Here is a 14,397-nt window from a genome sequence, read left to right as displayed (position 1 = left end):
GCTTGTCACTGATTAACACTAAGTCCAAATAGAGGGGTAGCTGTTGTGAACATAAACGCAACTCTGCTAGGTCAAGCAATCTCGTTCGCACTATTTGTGTGGTTCTGCATGAAGTATGTATGGCCACCATTGATGCAAGCGATCGAAGAGCGTCAGAAGAAAATTGCTGATGGTCTTCAAGCAGCAGAACGTGCTGCGAAAGACTTGGATCTAGCACAAGCCAACGCTTCTGATCAATTGAAAGAAGCGAAGCGCACAGCAACTGAGATCATCGAACAAGCGAACAAACGTAAGTCTCAAATTCTTGATGAAGCTCGCGAGGAAGCTCAGGCAGAACGCCAGAAAATCCTAGCGCAAGCAGAAGCAGAACTTGAAGCTGAACGCAATCGTGCACGCGATGAGCTGCGCAAACAAGTTGCTACTCTGGCTGTAGCTGGTGCTGAGAAAATCCTTGAGCGTTCTATCGATAAAGATGCGCAAAAAGATATTCTCGACAACATTACTGCAAAACTTTAAGTCTGGGGGCGCATATGTCTGATTTGACTACTATCGCACGCCCCTATGCTAAAGCAGCCTTCGACTTTGCTTTAGAGAAAGACCAGTTGGACCAATGGGGCCAAATGTTATCTTTTGCTGCTGAAGTGGCCAAAAACGAACAAATGAACGAACTACTAACGGGTTCGGTTTCTGCTGATAAAATGGCAGAAATTTTTGTTGCAGTTTGCGGCGAACAAGTTGATGCGCACGGTCAAAACCTTTTGAAGGTAATGGCTGAGAATGGTCGTTTAGCGGCCCTTCCTGATGTTTGTAAAGAGTTTTTTACTCTGAAAAAAGAACATGAGAAAGAAATTGATGTTGAAGTAATTTCAGCAACAGAGCTTTCTGATGAACAACTTGCAAACATTGGCAGCAAACTTGAAAAGCGTCTTGAACGCAAAGTGAAGCTGAATTGCAGTGTAGATGAGACCCTACTTGGTGGGGTTATTATTCGAGCCGGAGACCTAGTCATCGATGACTCAGCGCGTGGTCGTTTGAACCGCCTGAGCGATGCATTGCAGTCTTAATGGGGATTGGAGCATGCAACTTAATTCCACGGAAATTAGCGATCTGATCAAACAACGTATCGAATCTTTCGAAGTTGTTAGTGAAGCTCGCAACGAGGGTACTATCGTATCGGTAAGCGATGGTATCATCCGCATCCACGGCCTAGCGGACGTGATGCAAGGTGAAATGATTGAATTACCGGGTGGCCGTTATGCACTGGCACTTAACCTTGAGCGTGACTCGGTTGGTGCGGTTGTAATGGGCCCATATGCTGACCTTAAGGAAGGCATGAAAGTTACAGGTACTGGCCGCATTCTTGAAGTGCCAGTTGGTCCAGAACTACTAGGCCGCGTAGTAAACACGCTGGGTGAGCCTATCGATGGTAAAGGTCCAATCGAAGCGAAAATGACTTCGCCTGTAGAAGTGATCGCACCAGGTGTAATCGACCGTAAATCGGTAGACCAACCTGTGCAAACTGGTTATAAGTCAGTTGACTCAATGATCCCAATCGGTCGTGGTCAGCGTGAGCTTATCATCGGTGACCGTCAGATTGGTAAAACAGCACTGGCGATCGACGCGATCATCAACCAGAAAGACTCTGGTATTTTCTCTATCTACGTAGCAATCGGTCAGAAAGCATCGACTATCGCTAACGTTGTTCGCAAACTAGAAGAGCACGGCGCACTACAAAATACTATCGTTGTAGTTGCATCAGCTTCTGAATCTGCAGCGCTTCAATACCTAGCGCCTTACGCAGGTTGTGCGATGGGTGAATACTTCCGCGATCGCGGTGAAGACGCACTGATTGTTTACGATGATCTATCTAAGCAAGCGGTAGCTTACCGTCAGATCTCTCTACTACTTAAACGTCCACCAGGCCGTGAGGCATTCCCAGGTGACGTATTCTACTTACACTCGCGTCTACTAGAGCGTGCAGCTCGTGTAAACGAAGAGTACGTAGAGCGTTTCACTAACGGTGAAGTGAAAGGTAAGACTGGTTCTTTGACTGCTCTTCCTATCATCGAAACTCAAGCAGGTGACGTTTCAGCATTCGTACCGACTAACGTAATCTCGATTACCGATGGTCAGATCTTCCTACAAACTGAGCTATTCAACGCTGGTGTTCGTCCTGCTGTTGACCCTGGTATCTCAGTATCTCGTGTAGGTGGTTCAGCTCAGACGAAAATCATCAAGAAACTATCAGGTGGTATCCGTACAGCACTAGCTGCATACCGTGAACTAGCGGCATTTGCTCAGTTCTCTTCTGACCTTGATGACGCAACGAAGAAACAGCTAGACCATGGTCAAAAAGTTACAGAACTAATGAAGCAGAAGCAGTACGCTCCAATGTCTGTATTTGACCAAGCTCTAACTATCTTCGCGGCAGAGCGCGGTTACCTTGATGATGTAGAACTTAACAAAGTTCTAGATTTCGAGGCGGCTCTACTATCGTACGCTCGCGGTCAATACGCTGAACTAGCAGCTGAGATCGACAAGTCTGGCGCTTACAACGATGAAATCGAAGCTCAGTTGAAGAAACTGACTGACGACTTCAAAGCAACCCAAACTTGGTAATTAGGTCGGTGGCAGTTTCTGCCACCAACTAACGGAGAGTAACGATGGCCGGCGCAAAAGAGATACGTAATAAAATCGGTAGTGTTAAAAGCACTCAGAAAATTACGAAAGCGATGGAAATGGTAGCAGCTTCAAAAATGCGTCGTTCTCAAGATGCAATGGAAGCTTCTCGTCCATACGCTGAAACAATGCGTAAAGTGATCGGTCATGTGGCTAACGCAAACCTAGAGTACCGTCATCCGTACCTAGAAGAGCGTGAAGCTAAACGTGTTGGTTACATCATCGTTTCGACAGACCGTGGTCTGTGTGGTGGTTTGAACATTAACGTGTTCAAAAAAGCCGTTACAGACATGCAAGCATGGAGAGAGAAAGGTGCTGAGATTGAGCTAGCCGTTGTTGGCTCAAAAGCAACAGCTTTCTTTAAACATGGTGGCGCAAAAGTTGCGGCACAGGTTTCTGGTCTTGGAGATAATCCAAGCCTACAAGACCTAATCGGCTCTGTTGGCGTAATGCTGAAGAAATACGATGAAGGTGAACTGGACCGTCTATATGTAGTATTCAACAAGTTTGTAAATACTATGGTTCAGCAACCAACGATCGATCAATTGCTACCTTTGCCTAAATCGGACAGCGAAGAGATGCAGCGTGAGCATTCATGGGACTACATCTATGAGCCTGAACCAAAACCTCTACTGGATACGCTATTAGTGCGTTACGTAGAGTCTCAGGTATACCAAGGTGTGGTTGAGAACCTTGCTTGTGAGCAAGCGGCTCGAATGATTGCGATGAAGGCTGCAACGGATAACGCAACCAGTTTGATTGACGATTTGGAACTTGTGTACAACAAAGCCCGTCAGGCTGCGATTACACAAGAACTATCAGAAATCGTTGGTGGTGCAGCTGCGGTTTAAGCTTAGGTAAAACGAAATAGTTTAGAGGATTAACGATGGCTACAGGTAAGATCGTACAGATCATCGGTGCGGTAGTCGACGTAGAGTTCCCACAGAGCAATGTACCTAGTGTATATGACGCTCTAAACGTAACGGACTCAAAAGAGCGTCTAGTTCTTGAAGTTCAACAACAGCTAGGCGGTGGCGTAGTTCGTTGTATCGTAATGGGTAGCTCTGATGGTTTACGTCGTGGAGTAGAAGTGGTTAACACTGGCGCTCCAATTTCAGTACCAGTAGGTACTAAAACTCTAGGTCGTATCATGAACGTCCTAGGTGACGCGATTGACGAGCGTGGTGAAGTGGGTGCGGAAGAGGTTTACTCTATCCACCGTAGTGCACCAAGCTACGAAGAGCAATCAAACGAAATTGCACTTCTAGAAACGGGCGTTAAAGTAATCGACCTAATTTGTCCATTCGCTAAGGGTGGTAAAATCGGTCTATTCGGTGGTGCTGGTGTAGGTAAGACCGTTAACATGATGGAACTTATCAACAACATCGCACTACAGCACTCAGGTCTATCAGTATTTGCTGGTGTTGGTGAGCGTACTCGTGAAGGTAACGATTTCTACTACGAGATGCAGGAAGCGGGCGTTGTAAACGTTGAGAAGCCTGAAGAATCAAAAGTAGCGATGGTTTACGGTCAGATGAACGAGCCACCAGGTAACCGTCTACGTGTTGCACTGACTGGTCTAACAATGGCAGAGCGTTTCCGTGACGAAGGTCGTGACGTACTACTGTTCATTGATAACATCTACCGTTACACACTTGCAGGTACAGAGGTATCAGCACTACTAGGTCGTATGCCTTCTGCGGTAGGTTACCAGCCAACTCTTGCAGAAGAGATGGGTGTACTTCAGGAGCGTATCACGTCAACGAAATCAGGTTCTATCACGTCTGTACAGGCGGTATACGTACCAGCGGATGACTTGACTGACCCGTCTCCAGCAACAACGTTCGCGCACTTGGATGCAACGGTTGTACTTAACCGTAACATCGCTGCAATGGGTCTATACCCTGCGATCGACCCGCTAGATTCAACATCTCGTATGCTTGATCCACTAGTCGTTGGTCAAGATCACTACGAAGTTGCTCGTGGTGTTCAGCAGACTCTTCAGCGCTACAAAGAGCTGAAAGATATCATTGCTATCCTAGGTATGGACGAGCTATCTGAAGAAGATAAGCAAGTTGTATCTCGTGCACGTAAGATTGAGCGTTTCCTAACTCAGCCTTACCACGTAGCAGAAGTATTTACAGGTGACCCTGGTATTTACGTACCTCTAAAAGAGACTCTACGTGGCTTTAAAGGTCTACTAGCTGGTGAATACGACGACATTCCTGAGCAGGCATTTATGTACTGCGGTAGCATCGACGATGCTATTGAGAATGCGAAGAAGCTATAAGGCTAACTAGGAGGCGATATGGCAGCAATAACCTTTCACCTAGACGTAGTAAGCGCTGAGAAGAAAATCTTCTCTGGTCGTGTTGAAACGTTTCAGGTGACCGGTAGCGAAGGTGAACTTGGTATTTTCCATGGTCACACACCGCTGCTGACCGCTATCAAGCCTGGTATGGTGCGTATTGTGAAACAGCACGGCCACGAAGAAATTATTTATGTTTCTGGTGGTATGGTAGAGATTCAGCCTGGTACAGCGACTGTACTAGCTGATACAGCTATCCGTGGTGAAGAGCTAGACGCAGCGAAGGCAGAAGAAGCCAAACGCCGCGCTGAGGAGCAAATCCAGAATCAGCATGGTGACATGGACTTCGCACAAGCGGCCAGTGAACTGGCTAAAGCCATTGCTCAGCTACGAGTTATCGAGCTGACAAAAAAGCGTCGCTAAGCTCAATTAGCAACGTTGCATGAAAAAAGGCGGCCAATTGGTCGCCTTTTTGATTAATTTTAGTTGGAAATTTACCTTACTCCATTAACTATTTTAAAAGAGCTGTTTAAAATAACGGCCAATTAACATAAAACGTCAATAGGTTATCAATGAAATTCAGTGCTGTGATTCTTGCAGCGGGTAAAGGTACCCGTATGCATTCGAACATGCCTAAGGTGCTACACACTTTGGCAGGTAAGCCAATGGCAAAACATGTGATTGATACATGTACAGGTCTAGGTGCACAAAATATCCACTTGGTCTTTGGCCACGGTGGTGATCAAATGCAAACCACTCTTGCAGAAGAGCCTGTAAATTGGGTGCTTCAAGCGGAGCAGTTAGGGACAGGTCATGCGGTTGATCAAGCGTCTCCGAAGTTTGAAGACGATGAAAAAGTACTGGTGCTTTACGGTGATGTTCCACTGATTTCAGCTGAAACGATTGAAAACCTATTAGATGCACAGCCAACAGGCGGTATTGCACTACTAACAGTGATTCTAGATAACCCGACAGGCTACGGTCGTATTATCCGTAAGAATGGTCCTGTTGTGGCGATCGTTGAGCAAAAAGATGCAACAGAAGAACAAAAACAAATTAAAGAGATCAACACTGGCGTGATGGTTGCGACTGGTGGGGATCTTAAGCGTTGGTTGTCTGGCTTAAACAACAACAACGCACAAGGCGAATACTACCTAACTGACGTTATTGCAGCTGCACACGATGAAGGTCGTGCCGTTGAGGCAGTACACCCAGTCAATGCCATTGAGGTGGAAGGGGTCAATGACCGCGCACAGCTTGCTCGTCTAGAGCGTGCTTTCCAGTCAATGCAAGCTCAGAAGCTACTAGAGCAAGGTGTCATGCTACGCGATCCAGCACGCTTTGATTTGCGTGGTGAGTTACAGTGCGGTATGGACTGTGAAATCGACGTGAATGTTATCGTCGAAGGTAAAGTTTCACTGGGTGATAACGTGGTTATCGGTGCGGGTTGTGTACTGAAAGATTGTGAAATCGACGACAACACCATCGTTCGCCCTTACAGTGTGATTGAAGGTGCAACGGTTGGTGAAGAATGTACGGTTGGTCCATTTACTCGCCTTCGTCCTGGTGCTGAAATGCGTAACGATTCCCATGTGGGTAACTTCGTTGAAGTGAAAAATGCGCGCATCGGAGAAGGTTCAAAAGCGAACCACCTAACTTACTTAGGTGATGCAGAGATCGGTCAACGTACTAACATCGGTGCAGGTACTATCACTTGTAACTACGATGGTGCGAACAAGTTTAAAACCATCATCGGTAATGATGTTTTTGTTGGTTCTGATAGCCAGCTGGTGGCGCCTGTCACTATCGCTGATGGCGCAACCATCGGTGCTGGCACGACACTAACAAAAGATGTTGAAGAAGGTGAGTTAGTAATTACTCGCGTCAAAGAGCGCAAAATTATTGGCTGGCAGCGTCCTGTAAAACAGAAATAAGCATTACCTACACTCTGTCTCTATATTGTCAAAGCCGCTCAACAAGAGCGGCTTTGTTGTTTCTAGCTAAGGCTTCATCGCTAGTAGCTAGGAATGGCAATACGGTTTTCGAGCCAACGAACGGCTTGAGATACAAATAGGATGAGCAACAAGTACTCCAAAACGAGGAAGGTATAAATCTCTAAGGGTAAGTACTCATTCACCACCAGCTCATTAGCACGGCGAGTGAGATCGCTTAAACCAATCACGCTGACTAAAGAACTCATCTTGAGAATGTAGACAAATTGATTACCCAGTGGTGGGAGAATTTGCCGAAACGCTTGGGGAAGAATTACCAAGCGCATCTTTTGCCAATAGCTTAAGCCCAAAGACTCAGCTGCTTCATGCTGGCCACGGCTGATAGCTTGTATCCCACCGCGAAACACTTCCGCCATAAACGCACTCTCAGCGATAGTCAGTGCAATAACACCCGCCCAAAAGTGATTGAGTGAGACATCCAATAGCGTAGGCATGCCGTAATACACCCAAAGTAGTAAGACTAAAACTGGCACTGAACGGATCACCTCGACATAAATACGGTTTATCCACTTCAGAGAGGCAGAGTCCGACAGAGCGGGTAACGCAACGATCAGACCCAAGCTCATCGCAAATAACATACTGAGGAGTGATACCTGAATGGTGTCATTAAACCCAGCGATTAAAAACTTTAGATTGGTGAGCCCTTGATCCGTCGAAGGGTCAAGTACATACCAGCCCCATTGATAATCTGAACAACCAGTGAGTAATAGCAGTGAAAACAGCCATAGAGTTCGAAACGTCACATTTACTCCCTGAATTAACTAAAAAACTTCCTTTGTTGCTGCTATGTTATCAGTAGAGCTCTAATAAAGGTTAATTATTAAACCGTATAAGGTCATTATTTTTAAGGGAATAAAAATGAGAAAGATTTTACTAGTGCTAGGAATGTGTTTGCTTGCTGCGACTCAAGTCGCTCACGCTGAAAGCCGTCTTCAATCCATTTTAGACAATGGCGTACTCCGAGTTGGAACGACGGGAGATTGGAATCCGATGACGATGAAAGACCCCGCGACAAACAGTTATCGTGGCTTCGATATCGATGTAACAACAGAACTTGCTAAAGATCTCGGTGTAAAAGTGGAGTATGTGCCCACGGATTGGAAGACGCTAGTTAATGGCATTACCGCCAACAAATACGATATTACTGGCAGCGCATCTCTGAACATGTCTCGCGCGAAAGTAGCTGGATATAGCCAGCCATATTTCTACCTTTCCTTTGTACCTGTGGTGCAAAAGAAAGATCTCGCCAAATTCTCTGATTGGGCGGATTTTAATAAACCAGAAGTAAAAGTCGCGGCGACGTTAGGTACGGTACAAGAAAAAATGGTGAAAGAGTTCTTCCCGTCTGCTCAGCATATTGTTATTGAAGCGCCAGCGCGCGACTTCCAAGAACTACTAGCTCGCAGGGCCGATGTATCGGTGACGTCCAATGTGGAAGCAGCGACGTTGGTGGATAAGTTTAAACAGTTGGCGATAGTGCCAGTGACCGCACCGCGTAAACCAACCCCAATTGCTATGTTGTTGCCGCAAGACGATCAAGTATGGATTAATTACATCAATCACTGGGTAGAGTTGAAAAAGACTCAAGGCTTTTTTAAGCAGACTGCCAAGAAATGGGGGTTGAAAAGCTTATAAACAGAAAGAGCCGCATTGCGCGGCTCTTTTTATTATCTGAACGATTAAAGTTCGTCTTCACTCACGACTCGGGCGTTGTCAGGAGTCGTAAAGTGCTTGGATAATTCGCGATTCGACAGAATGTATCCCATCCACAGCCCACCCATACAGATGATGATTGCGATGCCAGTAACCATCTGAGCTTGGCTTGCCATTGCGGCTACCAATGCACTTGAGAAGCTACTTACACAGATTTGCAGGCTGTTTTGCAGACCTGCTGCTGTTGCAGGGCTCTGTTGTGCGCTGGCCAGTGCACGGTTTACCACGATTGGGTACAGCGCGCCGTTAGCAACGGCAATCAAACAGAATGGCGCAAGAATAGGCCAAATCGATGACAGATCCCACTGTGAAGCAATGAAAATCATTAATGCCGCGACACTAAATAGGCCAATCAGTTGGCGCAGAACCTTTTCATCACCAAATTTTCGAACGCCTACTTTACCTAAGTAGCCACCAGCCATAAACGCGATGGTTTGTGGGATAAAGCTCAAACCAATATCTTTTGCTTCGTAGCCCAGTTGCGCCATGATTTCTGGCATCCCAGTTAGGTAAGCAAAGAATGCAGCTGAAGCCGTCGCAAACATAAACACGTTGCCAAGGTATTTTTTAGAACTCAGCAGCGCTTTGATGTCGGCAGACATACTGGTTTGTTTGATTTCTGCTTTCTCGTCTTTTTGTGCCATGGTCGCAAAGACCAAAAAGACACCAACCAGTGTTAGCGTAATAAAGATACTGTGCCAGCCGAAGTTATCTGCCAACACAACCCCTAATTGAGGTGCTAGTGCTGGTGATAGCGCGACGAGTGGCATGATTGTCGCAAAAATTTGTTGGCTACTGCTTGAGTAGCGTTTAATGACCATAGCCTGCCAGATCACGGCTGGTGCACACACACCGATAGCTTGGATAAAGCGCAGTGTGAGTAGTTGCCATACTTGATCACAGAAAGCCAAACCGAATGACGCGATAGTAAATAGCACCAACCCGGCTGCGAGTGTATTACGATGGCCAAATTTATCGGATGCCAATCCCCACATTAGCTGGCCAATCGCCATACCAACGAGGAATACCGTTAAAGAGAGCGCAATTTGCTCAGGGCCTGTTGCAAAGTCGATTTCCATCGCTTTGAATGCTGGCAGATACATATCGGTAGCAACGAAGCCAAGCATCGATAATGCTGCCAGATAAATGAGCTGTAGTTTTGAGATTTTCATGATTCAACCAGTCAAATTATTTAATCATTTTTTAATCAACATCAGTTGGCGCCAACCCTGATTTATTTACCTTATTATTCTATTTTTCGATTTTGAGAAAATAAAACGCTAAAATTGTTGGTTATCAATCAAATTTTTTGAAAGGTTAAATCATGTTCTCTAAAGCGTCTTTGGAAATGCTGGATACGGTTGCCCGTTTAGGCAGTTTCACCGCTGCGGCTGAGGTATTGCATAAAGTCCCCTCAGCCATCAGCTATGGAGTAAGGCAGGTCGAGCAAGATTTAGATGTGGTGCTGTTTCGACGTTTACCAAGGAAAGTCGAGCTAACTCCAGCGGGTGAACTTTTTATGGCCGAGGCGCGCTCTTTGCTGCGTCAAATGGAAGAGGTGAAAGCACAAACGCGGCGAGCGGCTCAAGGATGGAAAAGCACGTTAAAGCTGACCTTAGATAACGTGGTGAAGTTAGAAAAACTCAAACCTTTGGTGGAAGATTTCTATCGCGAGTTTGAATTTGCTGAATTGCAGATCAATATGGAGGTCTTCAATGGTTCTTGGGAAGCCATAGCACAAGGTCGAGCTGACATTGTCGTTGGCGCGACATCTGCGGTTCCCGTTGGGGGAGATTTTGAAGTCAAAGATATGGGCGTATTAGATTGGGCATTTGTAATGTCACCCGCTCATCCTTGCGTTCGACAACAAGTGCTTACTGAAGAGTTTGTGAGTCAATTTCCGGCGATCTGTCTTGATGATACTTCGAACGTGCTGCCAAAACGCCATACTGGCCATTATCCGCAACAGCGCCGATTATTATTGCCCAATTGGTATAGTGCGATTGAATGTTTAAAAAATGGGGTGGGCGTGGGTTACATGCCACGTCATATTGCAACACCCTTAATCAATGATGGTGTGCTGGTGGAGAAGGTCATGCCGGATGATAAACCGCTCAGTCACTGCTGCTTAGTATGGCGCAAAGATGATAATCATAAATTGATCCAGTGGATGGTGGACTATCTTGGGTCGCCTAATCAGCTACATAAAGATTGGTTACAGTCATAAAAACACCTCGCATTAGCGAGGTGTTTTCATTGATATGTTTGAAATGTGGCGTTTTATGACAAGAAAAACTTATACGATGGGTTGTCTGTCTCGTCTTTGCATTGATAGCCAAGTTCACGTAAATGTGCAGAAAACTGAGCTAAATCGCTTTCATCTAACTCGAAACCACATAAAACACGTCCGTAGTCAGCGCCGTGGTTACGGTAGTTGAACAAGCTGATATTCCAATGAGTACCGAGTGTGCTTAAGAACTTGAGTAGCGCTCCCGGATATTCTGGGAATTCAAAGCTGTAGAGGCGCTCTTTAAGCGGCTTAGACGGCTTACCACCAACCATGTAGCGCACGTGCAGCTTCGCCATTTCATCATCAGACAAATCAACCACTGGGTAGCCACCATCACGTAAGTCGTGAATGATATGTTCTAGCTCTTCCTGACCGCCTTGCAAACGCACACCGACAAAGATATTTGCCAATGCGTCATCGTTGTAGCGGTAGTTAAACTCCGTTACGGCGCGGCCGCCAATGAGGTTACAGAACTCAAAGAAGGCACCTTGACGCTCAGGAATGGTGACGGCAAGCAAACCTTCACGTTTCTCACCAAGCTCGCAACGCTCAGAAACATAACGTAAGCCATGGAAGTTAGTGTTGGCACCAGACAGCACAGTACCTAAATTCTTACCTTGCAGTTTGTTTTGCTCAGCAAACTTCTTCAAACCCGCCAGAGCAAGCGCGCCAGAAGGCTCTGCAATCGCACGGGTGTCTTCAAAGATGTCTTTTACTGCTGCGCAGATTTCATCGCTAGAGACTGCAATATGGCCATCAATGTACTTTTGGCATAGACGAAACGTCTCTTCACCAATGCGTTTTACTGCAACGCCATCGGCAAACATGCTGACCTGGTCTAATACTACTGGTTCACCTGCATCCAATGCCGCTTTGAGGCATGAAGAATCTTCTGGCTCGACCGCAATCACTTTGATTTCTGGCATTAGCTGCTTCACGAGTACCGCAACACCGGCAGCCAAACCGCCACCACCGACAGGGACGAAGATGTAATCAAGGTGACCATTTTGCTGCAGCATTTCCATGCCTATGGTGCCTTGACCTGCAATCACCAGTGGGTGATCGAAAGGAGGGACAAATGTGTACCCATGCAGATCAGAAAGGCGTTCCGCTTCCGCTTTTGCCTCATCAAAGTTGCTGCCGTGCAGCACTACATTGCCACCGAAGCCACGTACCGCATCGACTTTGATGTCTGGTGTGGTTTTGGGCATCACGATGGTGGTCTTGATGCCTAGCTTAGTACCAGAGAGCGCCATGCCTTGAGCGTGGTTACCTGCCGATGCTGCAATGACACCAGCGGCTTTTTGTGCTTCAGATAAACTCGCCACCATGTTGTATGCACCGCGCAATTTGAACGAGTGTACGGGTTGGCGATCTTCACGCTTGATCTGCACGTTATTCCCGATACGTGCAGATAAACGAGGCATTTCTTGCAGTGGCGTCACTGTTGCTACTTCATAAACAGGTGCGCGAAGGATTTGGCGCAGATAATCTGCGCCAGTTTGGTTCACTTGTTTTTCGGGTTGAGCTTCCATCATTGCTAGCCCTCTAGCTTCGACTTGTCTCGTACTGCACCCTTGTCAGCACTGGTTGCCATACTCGCGTACGCTTTGAGTGCAAATGAAACTTCACGTTGGCGGTCAACTGGTTTCCAGCCTAGTTCGTCTTGTTTTGCACGGCGCTCAGCAAGTTCTTGTTCAGACACTTGGAGTGAAATTGAACGGTTTGGAATATCAATTGCGATCATATCACCTTCTTTTACCAGACCAATTGCACCGCCGTTTGCTGCTTCAGGAGAGGCGTGGCCGATAGAAAGACCTGATGTGCCGCCAGAGAAACGGCCGTCAGTCAGAAGTGCACACTCTTTGCCAAGGCCCATCGATTTTAGATAAGTGGTTGGGTAAAGCATTTCTTGCATGCCCGGACCACCTTTAGGGCCTTCGTAACGGATAACAACCACGTCGCCTGCTTTTACTTTGCCGCCTAAGATGCCTTCTACGGCGTCTTCTTGGCTTTCGAAAACTACGGCTGGGCCAGTGAATTTATGAATGCTCTCATCCACACCAGCAGTCTTAACGATACAACCATCTAATGCGATGTTGCCTGATAGAACGGCTAGGCCACCTTCTTGGCTAAAGGCATGATCGATAGTACGAATACAACCTTCCGCACGGTCGTCATCAAGGCGATCCCAGCGGCAATCTTGTGAGAACGCTTGAGTAGTACGAATACCCGCAGGACCTGCGCGGTAGAACTTAAGTACTTCTTCGTCTTCAGTTTGGATGATGTCGTATTTCGCCAGCTGCTCTTTCATCGAAAGGCCAAGCACGGTGCGCGCATCATTGTGTAGAAGACCTGCACGATCTAACTCACCAAGAATCGCCATGACGCCACCTGCGCGGTGTACGTCTTCCATGTGATATTTCTGGGTAGATGGTGCCACTTTACATAGGTGTGGTACTTGACGTGATAGGCGATCGATATCTTCCATATCGAAATCCACTTCACCTTCTTGCGCCGCGGCAAGTAGGTGCAGAATGGTGTTGGTTGAACCGCCCATTGCGATGTCCAGTGCCATTGCGTTTTCGAACGCATCAAACGTAGCGATGTTGCGCGGCAGTGCTGATTCGTCATCTTGCTCGTAGTAACGACGAGTCAGTTCAACGATACGACGACCTGCATTAAGGAACAGTTGTTCACGGTCAGCGTGCGTTGCCAGCATAGAACCGTTACCTGGTTGAGAAAGACCCAGTGCTTCCGTTAGACAGTTCATTGAGTTTGCAGTGAACATGCCTGAACACGATCCACACGTTGGACATGCGCTGCGTTCGATCTGCTCGCTTTGCTCATCAGGCACTTTTGGATCCGCGCCTTGGATCATCGCATCTACAAGGTCTAGTTTGATGATCTGATCAGAAAGCTTGGTTTTACCCGCTTCCATTGGACCACCAGAAACAAAGATAACAGGGATGTTAAGACGCATAGATGCCATCAACATTCCTGGAGTGATTTTGTCACAGTTAGAGATACATACCATGGCATCGGCACAGTGCGCGTTGACCATGTATTCTACTGAGTCTGCGATCAGTTCGCGTGAAGGCAGTGAGTACAGCATGCCGCCGTGACCCATTGCGATACCATCATCAACCGCGATGGTGTTGAATTCTTTCGCAATACCGCCAGCTTTTTCGATTTCGCGTGCTACAAGCTGGCCCATGTCTTTCAGGTGTACGTGACCCGGAACAAATTGAGTAAACGAGTTTACAACGGCGATGATTGGTTTACCGAAGTCTTCTTCTTTCACACCCGTTGCACGCCACAGTGCTCGTGCACCCGCCATGTTACGACCATGTGTGGTGGTAGCTGATCTATATTTTGGCATTTCCTAATCCTTC

General features: G+C 46.8%; 13 protein-coding genes. 9 read left to right on the top strand and 4 right to left on the bottom strand.

Annotation, left to right across the window (positions count from 1 at the left end; all coding sequences use genetic code 11):
• Positions 1 to 45: 45 nt before the first annotated feature.
• From atpF to glmU, 7 genes are all read left to right on the top strand, one after another.
• Positions 46 to 516, top strand: a complete 471-nt coding sequence (gene atpF / locus R8N47_RS18730) for a F0F1 ATP synthase subunit B (protein WP_005378929.1) — start codon at positions 46 to 48, stop codon at positions 514 to 516.
• 14 nt (positions 517 to 530) lie between these two features.
• A complete protein-coding gene (gene atpH, locus R8N47_RS18725; RefSeq protein ID WP_005378930.1) occupies positions 531 to 1,064 on the top strand; it encodes a F0F1 ATP synthase subunit delta in 534 nt (177 codons plus the stop codon).
• A 13-nt stretch (positions 1,065 to 1,077) separates the two neighbouring features.
• Positions 1,078 to 2,619, top strand: a complete 1,542-nt coding sequence (gene atpA, locus R8N47_RS18720) for a F0F1 ATP synthase subunit alpha (RefSeq protein WP_005378931.1) — start codon at positions 1,078 to 1,080, stop codon at positions 2,617 to 2,619.
• A gap of 44 nt (positions 2,620 to 2,663) precedes the next feature.
• The gene (atpG, locus tag R8N47_RS18715; RefSeq protein WP_005378932.1) at positions 2,664 to 3,530 is read left to right on the top strand and encodes a F0F1 ATP synthase subunit gamma; all 867 of its coding nucleotides are present in this window, start codon (positions 2,664 to 2,666) and stop codon (positions 3,528 to 3,530) included.
• Between the two features lie 35 nt (positions 3,531 to 3,565).
• Positions 3,566 to 4,969: a F0F1 ATP synthase subunit beta gene (atpD, locus tag R8N47_RS18710; protein ID WP_005383849.1), complete on the top strand. Its 1,404-nt coding sequence runs from the start codon at positions 3,566 to 3,568 to the stop codon at positions 4,967 to 4,969.
• Positions 4,970 to 4,987: 18 nt separating this feature from the next.
• Positions 4,988 to 5,410, top strand: a complete 423-nt coding sequence (locus tag R8N47_RS18705; protein ID WP_005378937.1) for a F0F1 ATP synthase subunit epsilon — start codon at positions 4,988 to 4,990, stop codon at positions 5,408 to 5,410.
• 149 nt (positions 5,411 to 5,559) lie between these two features.
• Positions 5,560 to 6,921, top strand: coding sequence for a bifunctional UDP-N-acetylglucosamine diphosphorylase/glucosamine-1-phosphate N-acetyltransferase GlmU (glmU, locus tag R8N47_RS18700; protein ID WP_054575340.1), 1,362 nt, complete (start codon positions 5,560 to 5,562; stop codon positions 6,919 to 6,921).
• 80 nt (positions 6,922 to 7,001) lie between these two features.
• Here the strand turns inward: glmU and R8N47_RS18695 are convergent, their stop codons facing one another.
• Positions 7,002 to 7,742, bottom strand: a complete 741-nt coding sequence (locus tag R8N47_RS18695) for an amino acid ABC transporter permease (protein WP_064354428.1) — start codon at positions 7,740 to 7,742, stop codon at positions 7,002 to 7,004.
• A gap of 115 nt (positions 7,743 to 7,857) precedes the next feature.
• On the opposite strand from R8N47_RS18695, the gene R8N47_RS18690 reads away from it, so the two are divergent.
• Positions 7,858 to 8,634 (top strand): transporter substrate-binding domain-containing protein, encoded by a 777-nt coding sequence (locus tag R8N47_RS18690; RefSeq protein WP_054579442.1) that lies wholly within the window; start codon positions 7,858 to 7,860, stop codon positions 8,632 to 8,634.
• 44 nt (positions 8,635 to 8,678) lie between these two features.
• Here R8N47_RS18690 and punC read toward each other — a convergent pair whose 3' ends face one another.
• The gene (gene punC, locus R8N47_RS18685) at positions 8,679 to 9,884 is read right to left on the bottom strand and encodes a purine nucleoside transporter PunC (protein WP_054579443.1); all 1,206 of its coding nucleotides are present in this window, start codon (positions 9,882 to 9,884) and stop codon (positions 8,679 to 8,681) included.
• Between the two features lie 152 nt (positions 9,885 to 10,036).
• On the opposite strand from punC, the gene punR reads away from it, so the two are divergent.
• Positions 10,037 to 10,939: a DNA-binding transcriptional activator PunR gene (gene punR / locus R8N47_RS18680; protein ID WP_017821565.1), complete on the top strand. Its 903-nt coding sequence runs from the start codon at positions 10,037 to 10,039 to the stop codon at positions 10,937 to 10,939.
• Between the two features lie 53 nt (positions 10,940 to 10,992).
• Here the strand turns inward: punR and ilvA are convergent, their stop codons facing one another.
• Together ilvA and ilvD are read right to left on the bottom strand one after the other, a co-directional pair.
• Entirely contained in the window at positions 10,993 to 12,540 is a 1,548-nt protein-coding gene (gene ilvA / locus R8N47_RS18675) for a threonine ammonia-lyase, biosynthetic (RefSeq protein ID WP_042523890.1), read from the bottom strand.
• Positions 12,541 to 12,542: 2 nt separating this feature from the next.
• A complete protein-coding gene (gene ilvD / locus R8N47_RS18670; RefSeq protein ID WP_064354427.1) occupies positions 12,543 to 14,384 on the bottom strand; it encodes a dihydroxy-acid dehydratase in 1,842 nt (613 codons plus the stop codon).
• Between the last annotated feature and the right edge of the window lie 13 nt (positions 14,385 to 14,397).

This window comes from Vibrio sp. 2132-1, from assembly GCF_033344315.1.
The sequence above is the reverse complement of the archived record's forward strand: the minus strand, read 5'-3'. Positions and strand labels throughout refer to the sequence as shown.